The 16,242-nt window shown below is 73.4% G+C and carries 18 protein-coding genes; 9 read left to right on the top strand and 9 right to left on the bottom strand.

All coding sequences use genetic code 11. The annotated features are described in order from the left end of the window. Positions 1 to 190 precede the first annotated feature (190 nt). Positions 191 to 919, top strand: a complete 729-nt coding sequence (locus ACIQVT_RS18800) for a lysophospholipid acyltransferase family protein (protein WP_403754428.1) — start codon at positions 191 to 193, stop codon at positions 917 to 919. Positions 920 to 958: 39 nt separating this feature from the next. Here ACIQVT_RS18800 and ACIQVT_RS18795 read toward each other — a convergent pair whose 3' ends face one another. From ACIQVT_RS18795 to ACIQVT_RS18775, 5 genes are all read right to left on the bottom strand, one after another. Beyond that, complete coding sequence (locus ACIQVT_RS18795; RefSeq protein ID WP_403754425.1) at positions 959 to 1,669, bottom strand: B3/4 domain-containing protein; 711 nt, start codon at positions 1,667 to 1,669, stop codon at positions 959 to 961. Between the two features lie 10 nt (positions 1,670 to 1,679). Beyond that, positions 1,680 to 2,273, bottom strand: a complete 594-nt coding sequence (locus ACIQVT_RS18790) for a transglutaminase family protein (protein ID WP_403754422.1) — start codon at positions 2,271 to 2,273, stop codon at positions 1,680 to 1,682. A gap of 78 nt (positions 2,274 to 2,351) precedes the next feature. After that, positions 2,352 to 3,422: a threonine aldolase family protein gene (locus ACIQVT_RS18785; RefSeq protein WP_403754419.1), complete on the bottom strand. Its 1,071-nt coding sequence runs from the start codon at positions 3,420 to 3,422 to the stop codon at positions 2,352 to 2,354. Beyond that, a complete protein-coding gene (locus ACIQVT_RS18780) occupies positions 3,419 to 4,174 on the bottom strand; it encodes an SDR family NAD(P)-dependent oxidoreductase (protein WP_403754416.1) in 756 nt (251 codons plus the stop codon). The genes ACIQVT_RS18785 and ACIQVT_RS18780 overlap by 4 nt, the downstream gene beginning before the upstream one ends. A gap of 38 nt (positions 4,175 to 4,212) precedes the next feature. Continuing rightward, entirely contained in the window at positions 4,213 to 5,610 is a 1,398-nt protein-coding gene (locus ACIQVT_RS18775; protein ID WP_403754413.1) for a DUF6421 family protein, read from the bottom strand. Positions 5,611 to 6,022: 412 nt separating this feature from the next. Here ACIQVT_RS18775 and ACIQVT_RS18770 point away from each other — a divergent pair, with 412 nt between their 5' ends. After that, positions 6,023 to 6,706 (top strand): glycerophosphodiester phosphodiesterase, encoded by a 684-nt coding sequence (locus tag ACIQVT_RS18770; protein ID WP_403754410.1) that lies wholly within the window; start codon positions 6,023 to 6,025, stop codon positions 6,704 to 6,706. Between the two features lie 27 nt (positions 6,707 to 6,733). Here ACIQVT_RS18770 and ACIQVT_RS18765 read toward each other — a convergent pair whose 3' ends face one another. Further along, positions 6,734 to 7,273, bottom strand: a complete 540-nt coding sequence (locus tag ACIQVT_RS18765) for a GNAT family N-acetyltransferase (protein ID WP_403754407.1) — start codon at positions 7,271 to 7,273, stop codon at positions 6,734 to 6,736. Between the two features lie 71 nt (positions 7,274 to 7,344). Between ACIQVT_RS18765 and ACIQVT_RS18760 the strand changes: the two genes are divergently transcribed. Further along, positions 7,345 to 7,737 carry a VOC family protein gene (locus ACIQVT_RS18760; RefSeq protein WP_403754404.1) on the top strand — a complete coding sequence of 131 codons (393 nt, stop codon included), beginning with the start codon at positions 7,345 to 7,347 and terminating at the stop codon, positions 7,735 to 7,737. Positions 7,738 to 7,818: 81 nt separating this feature from the next. Here ACIQVT_RS18760 and ACIQVT_RS18755 read toward each other — a convergent pair whose 3' ends face one another. Further along, on the bottom strand, positions 7,819 to 8,394 hold the full coding sequence (locus ACIQVT_RS18755; RefSeq protein ID WP_403754401.1) for a MarR family winged helix-turn-helix transcriptional regulator: 576 nt from the start codon (positions 8,392 to 8,394) through the stop codon (positions 7,819 to 7,821). After that, on the bottom strand, positions 8,391 to 10,055 hold the full coding sequence (locus ACIQVT_RS18750) for an FUSC family protein (protein WP_403754398.1): 1,665 nt from the start codon (positions 10,053 to 10,055) through the stop codon (positions 8,391 to 8,393). Before ACIQVT_RS18750 ends, ACIQVT_RS18755 begins: the two co-directional genes overlap by 4 nt. A 172-nt stretch (positions 10,056 to 10,227) precedes the next feature. Here ACIQVT_RS18750 and ACIQVT_RS18745 point away from each other — a divergent pair, with 172 nt between their 5' ends. From ACIQVT_RS18745 to ACIQVT_RS18725, 5 genes are all read left to right on the top strand, one after another. Continuing rightward, positions 10,228 to 10,779 carry a DUF5134 domain-containing protein gene (locus tag ACIQVT_RS18745; RefSeq protein WP_403754395.1) on the top strand — a complete coding sequence of 184 codons (552 nt, stop codon included), beginning with the start codon at positions 10,228 to 10,230 and terminating at the stop codon, positions 10,777 to 10,779. Positions 10,780 to 10,888: 109 nt separating this feature from the next. After that, positions 10,889 to 11,608 carry a phosphatase PAP2 family protein gene (locus ACIQVT_RS18740; RefSeq protein WP_403754392.1) on the top strand — a complete coding sequence of 240 codons (720 nt, stop codon included), beginning with the start codon at positions 10,889 to 10,891 and terminating at the stop codon, positions 11,606 to 11,608. A 10-nt stretch (positions 11,609 to 11,618) separates the two neighbouring features. Further along, a complete protein-coding gene (locus ACIQVT_RS18735) occupies positions 11,619 to 12,311 on the top strand; it encodes an HAD family hydrolase (protein ID WP_403754907.1) in 693 nt (230 codons plus the stop codon). A gap of 193 nt (positions 12,312 to 12,504) precedes the next feature. Next, a complete protein-coding gene (locus ACIQVT_RS18730; RefSeq protein ID WP_403754389.1) occupies positions 12,505 to 13,170 on the top strand; it encodes a TetR/AcrR family transcriptional regulator in 666 nt (221 codons plus the stop codon). 106 nt (positions 13,171 to 13,276) lie between these two features. Next, positions 13,277 to 14,608 carry an FAD-dependent oxidoreductase gene (locus ACIQVT_RS18725; RefSeq protein WP_403754386.1) on the top strand — a complete coding sequence of 444 codons (1,332 nt, stop codon included), beginning with the start codon at positions 13,277 to 13,279 and terminating at the stop codon, positions 14,606 to 14,608. A gap of 29 nt (positions 14,609 to 14,637) precedes the next feature. Here ACIQVT_RS18725 and ACIQVT_RS18720 read toward each other — a convergent pair whose 3' ends face one another. Next, positions 14,638 to 14,994 (bottom strand): ArsR/SmtB family transcription factor, encoded by a 357-nt coding sequence (locus tag ACIQVT_RS18720; protein WP_403754383.1) that lies wholly within the window; start codon positions 14,992 to 14,994, stop codon positions 14,638 to 14,640. 130 nt (positions 14,995 to 15,124) lie between these two features. On the opposite strand from ACIQVT_RS18720, the gene ACIQVT_RS18715 reads away from it, so the two are divergent. Beyond that, entirely contained in the window at positions 15,125 to 16,204 is a 1,080-nt protein-coding gene (locus ACIQVT_RS18715; protein WP_403754380.1) for an NADH:flavin oxidoreductase/NADH oxidase, read from the top strand. Positions 16,205 to 16,242 lie beyond the last annotated feature (38 nt).

The following is a 16,242-nucleotide window of genomic DNA, read 5'->3' as shown; positions in this document are numbered from 1 at the left end:
AAGCAGGACATAAGCTCCGGGGGCGGGATATGGGCCGACGTGACGAGGATCTCGCCGCCGCGGGGCACCAGGACTGGCTACCCGTCCGTTCTTCGGGCACGATCTGCGAGACGCCGTTCAACCTACGGCCGCGTAACCTCCCGCCGGGAGCCCCCTTTCCCGAGCAGAGCAGAAAGGGTCCACTCCGCCCATGGCAGAGCTGGTCTACCGTCCCGTCATCGGTCTCGCCAAGACACTGTTCAAGGCGTGGGACCTGAGGATCGACTGCAAGGGTTCGGAGAACATCCCGCGCTCGGGCGGCGCGGTGCTGGTGAGCAATCACATCAGCTACCTGGACTTCATCTTCAACGGCCTGGCCGCGCTGCCGCAGAACCGCCTGGTGCGCTTCATGGCGAAGGAGTCCGTCTTCCGGCACAAGGTCTCCGGGCCGCTGATGCGGGGCATGAAGCACATCCCGGTGGACCGCACGCAGGGCGAGACGGCCTACGCGCACGCGCTGGACTCGCTGCGCTCCGGCGAGGTCATCGGGGTGTTCCCCGAGGCCACCATCTCGGAGTCGTTCACCCTGAAGAGCTTCAAGTCCGGCGCGGCGCGCCTGGCCCAGGAGGCGGGTGTCCCGCTGGTCCCGATGGCGCTCTGGGGCACGCAGCGACTCTGGACGAAGGGGCACCCCCGCAACTTCGGGCGCAGCCACACCCCGGTCACCATCCGCGTCGGCGAGCCGGTCGAGGCCCCGCGCGACCAGTACGCGGGTGCCATCACCCGCCGGCTGCGCGAGCGCGTCCAGGAACTGCTGGACGCGGCGCAGCGGGCGTACCCGGCACGCCCCAGGGACGCGGAGGACTCCTGGTGGCTGCCGTCCCACCTCGGCGGCACGGCGCCCACGGCGGAGCAGTTGCGCGCGGCCGAGGCCCACTGAGCCGGTACGGCCGCGCGCGGCGCCGGCCCCGGACGGGGTTCAGGCGCCGACGGGGGACGACACCGGTTCGTGCACCTCGACGCGTGCTCCGGGGCTGAACTTCGCCAGCTGTTCGGCGAGTTCGGTCGCCGCCGCCGCGGCCTCGGCGACGGGCAGGGGGGCGAGGGCCTCCAGCAGGAAGACGGCGGAGACCGTGCGCTCGGTGAGGCGGGTGCGCGGGCCCTGCCGCCAGTTCCAGCGGCGGCAGGTGACGCCGGCGTCGTCGCGCCACACCACCTCGCCGGGTTCGGGCCGCTCGACGGTCTCCGCGCCGCCGGCCACCGTCACGAAGTCCTCCCGCCCCGTGGCCCGCACCAGGCGCATCCCGCCCTGGATGTGGTCGAGGTCCTCGCCGCCGACGGGGATCAGGTGGGCGACGCTGAGGGCGTTGTAGAGGTCGACGAGCAGGTTGATGCGGGGCAGGCCGGCGTCGGACAGGGCCCGCTTGGCCAGCGCCTCGGCGGAGTTGCGGGTGCGTGAGGGTTTGGCGCCGAAGGCGGTGTAGGCGGCGCGCCAGGCCGCCATGTGCGGGTCCTCGTGCGGCGCGCGGCCGGCCAGGCGGTCGGCGAGGCGGCGGGCGGCGTCGTCCAGCAGGGCCGAACTCGATTCCGTGCTGGGCCCGTTGACCAGGCCGTGCGCCTCGATCGCGACATGGGTGAAGCCGGGTACGAGGGTACGGACCTCGTCGGACACGGTGAGCGTGAGGGTCATCTGCCTGGCCTTACAAGGTACTGGGGAGCGTCTTCCACAGGTGCGGCCGGTCGGGCGCGGCCCGCAGGGCGATGAGAACGGCCGGATGCGGTTCAGCATACAGGACCGGATAGTCCATCTCATTGGACGCGGGGTCCGGGGTCCAGGCGAGCCGCTCGCCCTCCAGCGAGAACCGGGCGTCGACGCCGGGCCGGTTGCCGCGCGGATCCTGCCGGTGCCAGGCGTCGCGGAGGCGGACGGCGACCAGACCGTGCACGACGTGGCCGCTCCCGTCGTCGTGCAGCAGCCGCTGGTAGCACAGCGCGGCGGGGATGTCCCGGGCGCGCAGCAGAGCCGCCAGGGCGTGGGACTTGGCGTGGCAGATGCCGGTCCGCAGGGTGAGCACGTCGGAGGCGCGCCAGGTGACGCGGAGGTCGCCTGCGTCCTGGGAGTGCGGAACGGCGTCCCGCACGAATTCATAGGCGGCGCGCGCATAGGCATACGGGTCCGTCGCTTCCCGGGCCAGCCGGGCGACCGTCTCGCGGACGGCCGGGTGGTGATGGTCGATGGCCTCGTCGGCCGCCAGATAGGCGGACAGGTCGGCGGATTCCTGAATCGGCTCCATGCCCGCGGAGCATAGGAAAGCGGCCACCCGAACGTCAATGACTTTTCAGGTGACCGCATATTCATGCAGCATGCGCGATCAGCGCGCCATTTCCTCCTTGAGCGCCGCCACGAACATGTCGACGTCCTCCTCCGTGGTGTCGAAGGAGCACATCCAGCGCACCACCCCGGCGGCCTCGTCCCAGAAGTAGAACCGGAACCGCTGCTGGAGCCGCTCGCTCACGTCGTGCGGGAGCCGGGCGAAGACACCGTTGGCCTGCACCGGGTGGAGGATCTCCACGCCGTGCACCGCGCGCACGCCCTCGGCGAGCCGCTGGGCCATCTCGTTGGCGTGCCGGGCGTTGCGCAGCCACAGGTCCTTGGCCAGCAGCGCCTCCAGCTGCACGGACACGAAGCGCATCTTGGAGGCCAGCTGCATGGACAGCTTGCGCAGGTGCTTCATCCGCCGCACCGCGCCCGGTTCCAGGACCACGACGGCCTCGCCGAACAGCGCGCCGTTCTTCGTGCCGCCCAGGGAGAGGATGTCGACGCCTACCGCGTTGGTGAACGTCCGCATGGGCACGTCCAGGGAGGCGGCGGCGTTGGCTATCCGGGAGCCGTCCAGGTGCACCTTCATGCCGCGCGCGTGGGCGTGCTCGCAGATCGCCCGGATCTCCCCCGGCGTGTAGAGCGTGCCCAGCTCCGTGCTCTGGGTGATGGACACGACCTGCGGCATCGCGCGGTGCTCGTCCTCCCAGCCCCAGGCCTGCCGGTCGATCAGCTCGGGCGTGAGCTTGCCGTCGGGCGTGGGCACGGTGAGCAGCTTCAGCCCGCCCATGCGTTCGGGGGCACCGCCCTCGTCCACGTTGATGTGCGCGCTCTCGGCGCAGATCACCGCACCCCAGCGGTCGGTGACCGCCTGGAGCGCGACCACGTTGGCGCCGGTGCCGTTGAAGACCGGGAAGGCCTCCGCGGCCGCGCCGAAGTGGCTGCGGATGATGCCCTGGAGGTTCTCGGTGTACTCGTCCCCGCCGTACGCCACCTGGTGCCCGCGGTTGGCGAGCGCCAGGGCGGCCATCACCTCGGGGTGGGCTCCCGCGTAGTTGTCACTGGCGAAACCGCGGACCTCCGGGTCGTGATGGCGACGCGCGTCGGTCCTGGGAGGGTTCACGGCTTCTCGGTCAGCCACAGACGGTTTCCGTTCACTTCGGCGGCGGACTTGCTCCAGACGTCCTCGATGGCCTCGGCCAGGTCCTTGACGTCCGTGAAGCCCGCGAACTTCGCGTTGGGGCGTTCGGCGCGCATCGCGTCGTGCACCAGCGCCTTCACCACCAGGATCGTAGCCGCCGACGCCGGGCCCTCCGCGCCCCCCGCCTTGCGGAAGTAGTCGGCCATGGCCAGCGTCCACGCCTCCGCGGCCGCCTTGGCCGCGGAGTAGGCGGCGTTGCCCGCGGTGGGCCTGCTCGCGCCGGCGGCGCTGATCAGGACGTACCGGCCGCGGTCGCTGCGCCGCAACGCCTCGTGGAAGGCGAGGGAGGTGTGCTGCACGGTGCGGATCAGCAACATCTCCAGGAAGTCCCAGTCGTCCAGGCTGGTCTTCGTGAAGGTCTCGCTGCCGCGCCAGCCGCCGACCAGGTGCACGAGCCCGTCGACCCGGCCGAAGTCCTTCTCGATGTGGGCGGCCCAGTCCCGGGTGGACTGGAGGTCGAGCAGGTCCACCGTGTCGCCGGTGACGGTGGCGCCGCCGGCGGCGTAGCGGGCCGCGTCCACCGCCTCGGACAGCCGCTCCGGATCGTTGTCGGCGCCGATGACGGTCGCCCCGGCCTCGGCCAGCCGCATCAGCGCCGCGCGCCCGGCGGGTCCGCCCGCGCCGGCCACCGCGATCACCGCGCCGCTGAGTGCCCCGTTCGCCCCGTTCCCCATGGTCTTCCCCTCTGAAAAGGTGTGCTGGACGCGGTCGCTCACGCGGCGAGCCGCTCGGCGCCGTCGGCCCTGATGCCCCGGGTCGACGCGATCACGTTCTTGAGCTTCTTGGACAGCGCCTCATAGAACATGCTCAGCGGAAACTCGTCCGGAAGCACGTCGTCCACGAGCTTGCGGGGCGGCAGGGTCAGATCCAGGGCGTCGGGGCCCTTCGCCCAGCGCGAGCCGGGGTGCGGGGCGAGGTAGGTGGAGACCAGCTCGTAGCCGGCGAACCAGTGCACCAGCTTCGGGCGGTCGATGCCGTCCTTGTAGAGCTTCTCGATCTCGGCGCAGAGCTGGTTGGTGACCTGCGGGGCGCGCTCCCAGTCGATGGCGAGCCGGTTGTCGGTCCAGCGGACGACGTCGTGCTTGTGCAGGTAGGCGAAGAGCAGCTGGCCGCCGAGGCCGTCGTAGTTGCGGACGCGGTCACCGGTGACCGGGAAGCGGAACATCCGGTCGAAGAGCACCGCGTACTGCACGTCACGGGCCTGCGGGACACCGTCCGCCTCGAGCTTCACGGCCTCCTTGAAGGCGGTGAGGTCGCAGCGCAGCTCCTCCAGGCCGTACATCCAGAACGGCTGGCGCTGCTTGATCATGAACGGGTCGAACGGCAGGTCACCGTGGCTGTGGGTGCGGTCGTGCACCATGTCCCACAGGACGAAGGCCTCCTCGCAGCGCTTCTGGTCGTGGACCATCGCGGCGATGTCCTCGGGCAGGTCGAGGCCGAGGATGTCGACGGCGGCGTCGGTGACCCGGCGGAAGCGGGCGGCCTCGCGGTCGCAGAAGATGCCGCCCCAGGAGAATCGTTCCGGCGCCTCACGGACGGCGATGGTCTCCGGGAAGAGCACGGCGGAGTTGGTGTCGTAGCCCGCGGTGAAGTCCTCGAACGAGATGCCGCAGAAGAGCGGGTTGTCGTAGCGGGTGCGCTCCAGCTCGGCCAGCCACTCGGGCCAGACCATGCGCAGCACGACCGCCTCGAAATTGCGGTCCGGGTTGCCGTTCTGCGTGTACATCGGGAAGACGACCAGGTGCTGGAGGCCGTCCGCGCGGTCGGCCGCGGGGTTGAAGGCCAGCAGGGAGTCCAGGAAGTCCGGCACCTCGAAGCCGCCCTCGGCCCAGCGGCGCAGGTCCCCCACGAGGGCCCGGTGGTAGGCGGCGTCGTGCGGGAGCAGCGGGGAGAGCCGCTCGACCGCGTCGACGACACGCTCGACGGCCGCCGTGGCCTCGTCCCGCCGCGGGGCGCCCTCGGCACCGAAGTCGATCGAGCCGTCCTTCGACTGCCATGGCCGGATCTGCTCCACGGCATTCTTGAGCACGGGCCAGGCCGGGTGCTCAACCACCCTGGTCAGCGAAGGAACCTTCTCCTCCGCACCGGCCTGCACAAGAATTTCCGTCATGTCCCATCCTCCACGGGAGAACCTCGCGTGGGGACACCGTATGCATAGCCGGTTTCTCTCAGCAAGTGTCTGACCGGGAAATTATTCTGTCCGACGCCGTGGTGACCGACATTTTTCCTGCAACAAACCGTGACGACGCTCACTTCCGCCGAGCACTCCCGGTTCGTAGGGCGCTCCGTTCCGGCCGGGGGGACGGTCGGCGGGAGCGGGGACACGCCCGCGCGGGAAGGACGGCCCGCACCGCCCCCGGCCGTGCGGCGCACCACCGTGCGCTCCCGCGCCCTGCGCACATGCGGGTTCATCGTGCCGCCCGGCCATTAGGCTGCGAGCCTGCCGCGTGGACGACGACGTCCGTACGGGGGCCGCCGGTCCGCGCGTCGCCGAGCCGCCGTCGACGGAAGCGAGTTGAACCTTGAACTTCCTTACCATCGGTCACCGCGGGGTCATGGGCGTCGAGCCCGAGAACACCCTCCGTTCCTTCGTCGCCGCGCAACAGGCCGGCCTCGACCTGATCGAACTCGATCTGCACCTCAGCAAGGACGGCGCCCTGGTCGTGATGCACGACGCGGACGTGGACCGGACGACGGACGGCTCCGGCCCGATCGCCGAGAAGACCCTGTCGGAACTGCGCGCCCTCGACGCGGGCCGCGGGGAGCGCGTGCCGGTGTTCGAGGAGGTGCTGGAGGCGGTGCACGCGCCACTTCAGGCCGAGATCAAGGACGTGGCGGCGGCCCGGGCGCTGGCCGAGGTGATGCGGGCACGGGACCTGACCGCGCGCGTGGAGGTCTCCTCGTTCCACGACGAGGCCCTCGCCGAGATCGCGCGGCTCGTGCCCGGGGTGCGGACCGCCCTGGTGGCGAGCCGCTACGGCCCCGACGTGGTGGACCGCGCCGTCGCCGTGGGTGCCGCCACCCTCTGCCTGAACATCCGGCGGCTGACCCTGGAGACCGTCGAGCTCGCGCGCGCCTCCGGGCTGCGGATCATCGGCTGGGTGGTGAACTCCCAGCCCCAGCTGCGCCTGGTCCGCGCACTGGAGCTGGACGGCGCGACCACCGACTACCCGGACATCAAGCGCACGGGCCGCTTCACCGCCTGATCCGGCCGCGGTCCGCTCGCCGAGGCGTCACACCAGCGGCTTGGCCAGCACCTCGAACTCCAGGTCGTCACGCTGCGGGACGCCGAAGCGCTCGTCGCCGTACGGGAAGGGCTCGGTCCGTCCCGTACGGCGGTAGCCGCGGCGCTCGTACCAGGCGATCAGGTCGCCGCGGACGGAGATCACCGTCATCCGCATCTCGGTGGCGTCCCAGGTCTCGCGGGCCACGCGCTCCGCCTCCGCCATGACGGCGCCACCCAGACCCGAGCCCTGGAGCGCGGGGCTGACCGCGAACATGCCGAAGTAGGCGTGGTCCCCGCGGTGTTCCAGCTGGCAGCAGGCGACGACCCGGCCGTCCCGTTCGACGGCCAGCAGCCGGCTCGCGGGCGCCTCGATCACCGCCAGCACGGCCTCGGGGTCCGTCCGCCGCCCCTCCAGGATGTCCGCCTCGGTGGTCCACCCGGCGCGGCTGCTGTCTCCTCGGTACGCCGACTCCACCAGCGCGACCAGGGCGTCTACATCGGCCTCGGTGGCGTCACGGAACGTCAGTGCGGCGGCGGGGGTGTTCATGGACGGCGGTCTCCGATCTGGGGCGTGGCTCAGCCGGCCACGAGGGTAACCCTGCCGCTAGCCTCCCGTGCATGGTGCATGTGCTGAGCAGCCGGACTCTTCTCCGGCCCACCGACCCGGAACGCTCGCGCGACTTCTACGGCGAACGGCTCGGCCTGTCCGTCTACCGGGAGTTCGGTACCGGCCCCGAACGCGGGACCGTCTACTTCCTCGGCGGCGGCCTGCTGGAGCTGTCCGGCCGCTCCGACGCCCCGCCGTCGCCCGCGGTGCGGCTGTGGATGCAGGTCGCGGACGTCACGGCGGCGTGCGAGGAACTGCGTGCGCGGGGCGTGGAGATCGTGCGGCCACCGGTGCGCGAGCCGTGGGGCCTGGTCGAGATGTGGATCGCCGACCCGGACGGCACCCCGATCGTCCTGGTGGAGATCCCCGCCGACCATCCGCTGCGGTACCGGCCGGGGATCTAGGGTCCCTCGTTCGCATCATGCCGGGCCCTGTCCGAACGAGAGACCCCGGCCCCGTACGCAGGGGGCGCCCCCGGTGCCCGCCTACGCGCGCAGGCCGTGCATCCGGCCCTCCAGGCGGCCGAGCAGTTCGCCGAGCAGGCCGGCGAGCCCGCTCTGGCCCTCCGGGTCCAGGACGGACAGGACGGCCGTCTCGTAGGCGAGCTGCTCGGGGAGGATGCCGTCGACCAGGTCGCGGCCGGCGTCGGTGAGGCGCACATGGGCGACGCGGCGGTCCCGGGTGTCGCCGCGCCGTTCGACCAGGCCGCGCTCGGTCAGCTGCTTGAGCCGCTTGGTGACGGCGGCCCCGGAGGAGAAGGTCTCCCGGGCCAGCTCCCCCGGGGTCAGCTCGTGCCCGGTGCGGCGCAACGCGCCCAGCAGGTCGAACTCGGGACGGCTCAGGCCGGCCCGGCGCAGCGGCGCGTCCTCGGCCTGCTGGAGCAGGGCGGAGCACCGGTTGATCCGGCCGATGACCTCCATGGGGCCGGTGTCCAGTTCGGGGTGGACGGCCCGCCACTGACGGACGACGGCGGCGACGGTGTCGCTCGGTGCGGGGCCGGTACCGGCCCGGGTCCCGGTCCGGTCGCTCTCGGGCGTCGCCGCGCCGTTCGTCGCCGTCATGGCCGTGAGTCCTCCGTCGTCCTGCCCGGGTCCTGCTCCCGGTGGCGCGGTACGAGCCCCTGCCGCCGTACCGTCGCAGCGAGCGTACGGTGTCCGGACTGCTCGGTGAGCACCACCCGGTCCTCGGGCAGCGCCCGCTGCCACCACTCGCCGGCCGCGGCGTCGGCCGTGGCGCGCAGGTCGACCAGGGCGGCGGCCAGGGAACGCCGCGCGGCCTCCAGGGCGTGCGGTGCCGGCCGGGGTCCGGCGAGCAGCCGGGCGGCGTGCTCGCGGGCGCGGTCCGCCGCGGTGAGTGCCTGTTCCAGGCGGTCGCCGGCGCGGCGGTTGGTGACGACGACGGCGGCGACGAACCCGGCCAGCGCGCCGACGAGGGTGTCCGCGACCCGCTCGGTGATCAGTTCGGTGGAGTCCTGGACGTGGGCGAACTCGGTGACGAGCAGGGCCATCGGGGTGACACAGACGGTGCCCAGCCAGTAGTTGCGGCCGATCAGCGCCTCGGCGGCGCAGTTCAGCGCGAGGGCGCAGAGCACCAGGGCGGCCGGATGGAGATGGGCGAGCGGGGCGAGGGCGGCGAAGACGAGGACCCCGACGAGGTTGCCGACGACGCGCTGGACGCCCCGGTTCCAGGTGAGGGTGACGTTGGCCTGGTACAGGGAGGCCGCGGTGACCAGCGCCCAGTACGGGCGGCCGACACCGAGGGCGAGAGAGGCGTATCCGGCGAGGGCGCAGCCGGTCGCGGTGCGGACGGCGAGCGGTGCGAGGGGAGCCAGGCGATGCCGCAGGCGCGGGCGCGGGGCGGCCTGTTCGAGGGCCACGCCGAGCAGTTCCTCGGTGTCCTCGCGTGGCGCGGCGACCCGGGGGACGCGGCCGGTGCCGCGCAGGTCACGGGCCCAGGAGCGCAGCCGGTCGGGGTCGCTGTCGGCGGGTGCGGCGAGGGCGACCTCGGCGCGGACGAGGAGCTGTTCGAGGGCGCGGCGGGTGCGGTCGGGGCGGGCGCCGGTGGCGAGCAGCGACTGCCAGGCCGCGTGGATGGCGGCGGCAGCGGCGGCGCGGGCGCGGCCGTCGCCGGTGGCGCCGGTGTCCGCGTACGCGGCGGCGGCCCGCAGGGCCTGTGCGGTGGCGCGGCGCTCGGGGCCGTGCGGGCGCAGCACCCCGGGCGCCATGCCGACGAGCCAGGCCCAGGCGCCCGCGGCCAGGGCGAGTCCGAGGTGTCCGGGGAGCTGTCCCGGGGTCTGCGGCGCGAACAGCGAGGCGGAGCTGATGAAGGTCAGGACAACGTTGCCGGGCGGTCCTACGCGGGTGGCGTCGCAGACGGTCTTCTGCGCCGCCGCGAGGACGGCGCCGACGGCGACCAGGACGACGGCGTGGGGCGTGAACGCCGCGGCGAGCAGGGCGACGGCCAGACCTCCGACCATGCCGAGCACCGCCCAGGCCAGGAGGCGCGCCCGGGCGGCGTAGGGGCGGTTGTGGCCGTAGAGCGCGCAGAGCGATCCGGCCATCGTGTACATCGCGAGGTCGAGGCGGCCGAGCGCCAGCAGGATCAGATTGGGCGGGGCGACCGCGACGGCCACGCTCAGCGCGGGCTTGAACCAGATGTCGGAGGGCCGCCCGAGGCGGAGCACTCCGGCGAGGGGAAGACGGTGGGGGGTCGCGCTGTTCATACCATCAACTTAACATGTGTTTTACCTGTAAAACAGTAGCCGGTGCGGGCTCCGCCCACGGTCACTGCCCGCGCTCCCCCGCATGCTCCCCGTGTACACCCTTGCGCTCGCGTGCGCTCCGCCTCCGTTGGGCATCGCATCCCTCGACCGACCGTCGAGCGGGGAGGTGCGCGTGCACGGACCGGTGTCGGCAGCCTGGTTGCTGGTCGCGCTCTGCGGGGCGACCGGGACCTACTGCCTGCTGCGGCTGCGCAGCGGGGTCGAGGAGCAGCGCCGGGCCGCCGGCGGCGAGGCCCTGATGGGCTTCGGCATGGCCGTGATGGCCGTACCGGCGACGGTCTTCACACCACCGAGATGGGCGTGGCCGCTGTACGCGGCCGTGTTCGGCGCGGCGGCGCTGTGGGCGCTGTGGACCGCGCGCGGCGGTCTGCGCCACCTGCACCACCTGGTGGGCAGCGCGGCGATGGTCTACATGGCGGTGGCGATGGCCGGGGCGCCGCCCGCCGCCCATCACGCGCACGGCGGCGGCGGAGTGCCCGCGCTGACGGGTGCGCTCCTGCTGTACTTCACGGGATACGTCCTGCTCGCCGGCGCGCTACTGGTGCCCGCCGCCGGCGCGGCGGGCCCGGCCGGTCCGGTCTCCTGGGGCGACCGCCCCGAGCTGGCCCGGGCCTGCCGCCTGTCGATGGGTATCGGGATGGTCGCCATGCTGCTGACGATGTGAGCGCACGGGCGGGCGCGGACGGCACCGGCCCGGGGCGCCCGGCCGCCTTCGCCCCGCCCCGTCCACCGGGACGCTTGGCCACGGCCCGTCCGTCGACCAGGATCGAGGGATGCGCCCACGCCCCACCCCTCCCCCTCCCGCTCCCTCCCCCCACCCGTCGGCGACGCCCCGCACGGCCGTCCGCGTGGCCGCGGTGCTCGGCGTCTGCTTCGTCGCGCTGCTGGTCCTCGTCGCCGTCCGCTGGCCTCCCCTGCTCACCGTGGACGGCGGCATCTCCCGCGCCGCCCACCGCCGGGCGGTCGGCGATCCCGGGGTCACCCACGTCTTCCGGGTGCTGACGGACTGGGTGTGGGACCCACTGACCATGCGCCTGGTGTGCGCGGTGGTGGCGGTGTGGCTGGTGTGGCGCCGCGGGGCCTGGTGGACGGCCGTGTGGCTGGCGGCCACCTGCGCCGTGGCCGCGGTCGTGCAGCAGTCGGTGAAGGCCGCCGTCGGCCGGCCGCGCCCGGTCTGGCCGGATCCCGTCGACTCCGCGCACTACGCGGCCTTCCCCTCGGGTCACGCCCTGACCGCCACCGTGGTCTGCGGCCTGCTGCTGTGGCTGCTGCACCGGCACGGTCCGGGCCGCGCCCTGTGGCGTACGGCAGTGGCGGTGGCGCTGGTCTCGGTGGCGGGCGTGGGCGTGACCCGGATCTGGCTGGGCGTGCACTGGCCCTCGGACGTGCTGGGCGGCTGGCTGCTGGGGTCCCTGGTGGTGGCGCTGGCGGTGGCGGTGTACGAACGGCCGTGGCCGGGCCGGGCAGGGGTGCCGGCGGACCGGCGTGGGTAGGTCCCCGGGACTGACCGCCGTGCTGTTCGACTCCTCCGGGACGCTGTTCCGCCGCAGCGGGTCCACCGAGACCTGGCTGCGGGCGGTACTGGCCGCCTCCGGCCGCGTCCTGCCCGGCCCGGAGCTCACGAGGGCCGCCCGGGCCCTGGAGGCGGCCGGCACCCTGCCCGGCGGCGCGGCGCCGGCGGAGGTGCCGGCGGACCTCGCCGGCGTCCGGGCGGCGCGCGACGAGAGCGCCGAGCTGCACCGCGCCGCCTACACGGGCCTGTCCCGGCGGGTGCCGCTGCCCGACCCGGGACTGCACGACGCCCTCTACGAGCGCCACATGTCCCCGGCCGCCTGGGCCCCCTGCCCGGACGCGGCGAGGGTGCTGCGCGCACTGCGCGACCGCGGGACACGGATCGGTGTGGTCGGCAACATCGGCTGGGACCTGCGGCCGGTCTTCCGCGAGCACGGCCTCGACGCGTACGTCGACACGTACGTGCTGTCGTACGAGCACGGGGTGCAGAAGCCCGATCCGCGACTGTTCTCGGTCGCCTGCGAGGCGCTCGGCGCCGATCCGCGGCGGGTGCTGATGGTCGGCGACAACCGGGTGGCGGACGGCGGAGCCGCGGCGCTCGGCTGCCGCGTGCACTTCGTCGACCACCTGCCGGTGGCCCAGCGCCCCGACGCGCTGCTCCCGGTGCTCGACCTGGTGGGCTGAGCGCCCCGCGGGCCGCCGGACGCCGGCTGGCGCGGACCCGGACCGCACGCGACCGGTCCGGCGTGCCGTCCGTCTGAGACGATCCCCCGCGTCGCCCCAGACGGACAGCCGCTCCGGGTGCTTCCCGACTCGGGGGAACACCCGCTGCGTTGAGTATAGTTGGCTGGCAGCCAGTCAACGCAGGAGTTACAGGATGTCCCCGCGCAGCGCCTCGGTCAATGAAGAATTGCGGCGGCGTTCCCGGGAACGTCTGCTCCAGGCCGCCGTCGAACTGGTCGGCGAGCACGGGTTCGAGGCCACGACGCTGGGCGACATCGCGGACCGGGCCGGTTCCGCGCGCGGGCTGGTGTCGTACTACTTCCCCGGCAAACGGCAGTTGGTGCAGTCCGCCGTGCACCGGCTGATGCACCGCAGCCTGGAGGAGGCGCTGGAGCGGGAGCCGCGCACGGAGGACGGGCGGGAACGGCTGGCCCGGGCCATCGACGCGATCCTGGGGCTGGCCCGGGACCGGCCGGTGCTGATGCGCCAGCACATGGCGGGCCTGCTGCAAGCCGAGGGCTTCGTGCAGTGCCCGGAGCAGCGGCGGCTGTCGGAGCTGCTCAGTGACACGGTCGCCCGGTACGGCGCGCGGGACACCGCGGCAGGCTACCCGGTGCTGCGGGCCCTGCTGATGGGCGCGGTGTACGCGGCGCTGGTCCCCGGCGTCGCGATGCCCGTGCCGCAGCTGCGGGGCGAGCTGTTCCGGCGTTACGGCCTCGACTGGGACCTGGGCGTGCCCCCGGAACACGATCCGGGGACGACGGCGCCGTGCGACCTGTCCCGGTACTTCGCCACGGAGGAACGTCCGGGCAGTCCCTGACGGGGACCCGGGGCCCGTGTCACCCCGCCGGCCCCTGCCGCCCCGCGCCGCGCGGTGCCATGCTGGAACGGTCCGCACACCCGTCCTCCGGGCGAGGAGAACCGCCGTGCTGCGTGTCGCCGTCGTGGGTTCCGGGCCGAGCGGGTGCTACACCGCCCAGAACCTGGTCCAGCGTGACGCCGAGGTCCAGGTGGACGTCCTGGACCGGCTGCCGTGCCCCTACGGCCTGGTCCGCTACGGCGTCGCGCCCGACCACGAGAAGATCAAGTCCCTCCAGGGCAGTCTGCGGACGGTACTCGAGCACGAGCGGGTGCGGTTCCTCGGCGGGGTCCGGGTGGGCGACCCCGGCGGCCTGTCCGTGGAGCGGCTCAGGCGGCTCTACCACGCGGTGGTGTACTGCGTGGGCGCCGCCGCCGACCGCCGGCTGGGCATCCCCGGCGAGGAGCTGCCGGGCAGCTGGTCGGCGACCGAGTTCGTGTCCTGGTACAGCGCCCATCCCGACGCGGCCGACGCGGGGTTCCTGCACGGGGTGCGGTCGGCGGTGGTCATCGGGGTCGGCAATGTCGCGGTGGACGTCACCCGGATGCTGGTCCGGGGCGCCGCCGAGCTGCGTCCCACCGACATCCCGCAGGCGGCCCTGGAGACGCTCGCGGCGAGCGGCCTGCGCGAGGTGCGGATGGTGGGGCGGCGCGGGCCGGCGCAGGCCCGTTTCACCACCAAGGAGCTGCGCGAACTGGGCGGGCTGCCGGGTACCGAGGTGACCGTGGAAGCGGACGACCTGGCGCTCGACCCGGCCGACGCCGGCACCCTGCCGGCGGTGCAGCGCCGCAATGTGGAGGTGCTGCGCGAGTGGGCCGCACGGCCCGCCGGGACCGCCGCCCGGCGCATCCGGCTGCGGTTCTTCCTGCGCCCGGTGGAACTGCTGGAGCGCGGCGGCGGTGTGGGCGCCGTCCGCTTCGAACGCACGGCGCCGGACGGGCGCGGCGGGGTGACGGGCACAGGCCGGTACGAGGAGATGCCGGCACAGTTGGTGCTGCGCTCGGTGGGCTATCGGGGGGTGCCGCTGGACGGGCTGCCGTTCGACCCGGCCGACGGCACGGTCCCGCACGAAGGGGGCCGCGTCCTGCGGAACGGCACGCCGTCGCCCGGCGAGTACGTCGCCGGATGGATCAAACGAGGCCCGACGGGGGTCATCGGCAGCAACCGGTCCTGCGCCAAGGAGACGGTGACCTCCCTGCTGGCGGACGCCCCCGCCCTCGGCGGCGCGCCTCGGCCGGACCCGGTCGAGGCGCTGCGGGCCGCCGGGATCGACCCGGTGCCCTGGACGGGGTGGCTGTCGATCGAGCGGGCCGAGGCGGAGCTCGGCGCCCGGCTGGGGCGCAGCGTGGTCAAGCTGTCCGACTGGGCGGCCCTGCTCGGGGCGGCCGGGGCGGCCTGACCCGCCCGGCGGGGAAACCGGGCGCGGGCTCAGATGTCGTCGCCGAGGCGGGCGAACTGCCGGCCGGCGGCGGACAGGAGGCTGTCGAGCAGCCCGGGGAAGAGAGCGTCCAGGTCCTCCCGGCGCAGCGCGTTCATCTTGGCGGTGCCCCGGTAGACCTGCCGCACCACCCCGCTCTCCCGCAGCACCCGGAAATGGTGCGTGGTGGTGGACTTGGTCACCGGCAGGTCGAACCGCGAACAGGACAACTCCTCCTCCGCGAGCGCCAGTTCCCGCACGATGCGAAGCCGCATCGGGTCGGAGAGCGCGTGCAGCACGGTCTCCAACCGGATCTCCTCCCGCTCCGGGTGCGGCAGGTCGCGGCCGGTGGCGGCGGTGTCGGTCACGGCGGCTGCCCTTCGTGGCGGGTGGTCCTGACGACAGGATTGTACGAGAGACGTCGTAGTTTGACATCCCTCGTAGTACGAGGACTATCGTACGAGTCGACCAGCGGTCCCGTGACGAATGGAGTCGGTCGTGAGCACGCTCTTCCAGCCCCTCACCCTGCGTGGAGTGACCATCCCCAACCGGGTGTGGATGGCCCCCATGTGCCAGTACTCGGCCGAGCCGGAGGGCCCGCTGACCGGCGCCCCGCACGACTGGCACTTCGCGCACTACGCGGCCCGGGCCACCGGCGGCACCGGCCTGATCGTCACCGAGGCCACCGCGGTCTCGCCCGAGGGCCGGATCACCCCGTACGACCTGGGCCTGTGGAACGACGAGCAGGTGGAGGCGTTCCGGCGGATCACCCGATTCCTCGTCGCGCAGGGCACCGTGCCGGGGATCCAGCTCGCGCACGGGGGCCGCAAGTCCTCCACCGATCAGCCGTGGAAGGGCGGCGCGCCGCTCGGGCCGCAGGCACACGGGTGGCAGCCGCTGGGCCCGAGCCCGGTGCCCTTCGACGAGCGCCACCCGGTCCCGGCCGAGCTGTCCGTCGACGACATCCACGAGGTCGTCGGCCAGTTCGCCGCCGCCGCGCGCCGGGCCCGTGCCGCGGGCTACGAGATCGTCGAGGTGCACGGCGCCCACGGCTACCTGATCAACGAGTTCCTGTCCCCGCACTCCAACAGGCGCACCGACGCCTACGGCGGCTCGTACGAGAACCGCGTCCGGTTCCCCCTGGAGGTCGTGGACGCCGTACGCGAGGTCTGGCCCGACGACAAGCCGGTCCTCTTCCGCGTCTCCGCCACCGACTGGCTCGACGACGGTGGCTGGACGGTCGAGGACACCGTCCGCCTCGCCCACGACCTGCACGCCCACGGCGTCGACCTGCTGGACGTCTCCACCGGTGGCAACGCCTCCGGTGTGACCATCCCGACCGGGCCGGGCTACCAGGTGCCGTTCGCCGCCCGGGTGAAGGCCGGGAGCCCGCTGCCGGTCTCCGCCGTCGGCCTGATCACCGACGCCGGTCATGCCCAGAAGATCCTGGAGAACGGCGAGGCCGACGCGGTCATGCTCGGCCGGGAACTGCTGCGCAACCCGTCCTGGGCCCGGCAGGCGGCCCGCGAACTGGGCGGCGAGGTCCGGGTGCCCGACCCGTACCACCGCTCGGTCTGAACCCGGCCGGCCGGTGCCGGCGGGTCGGGACTCCCCCG

This window comes from Streptomyces sp. NPDC100445, assembly GCF_044759735.1.
Lineage (GTDB): Bacteria > Actinomycetota > Actinomycetes > Streptomycetales > Streptomycetaceae > Streptomyces.
Note: the sequence above shows the minus strand (reverse complement) of the source record. Positions and strands in the feature narration are given on the sequence as shown.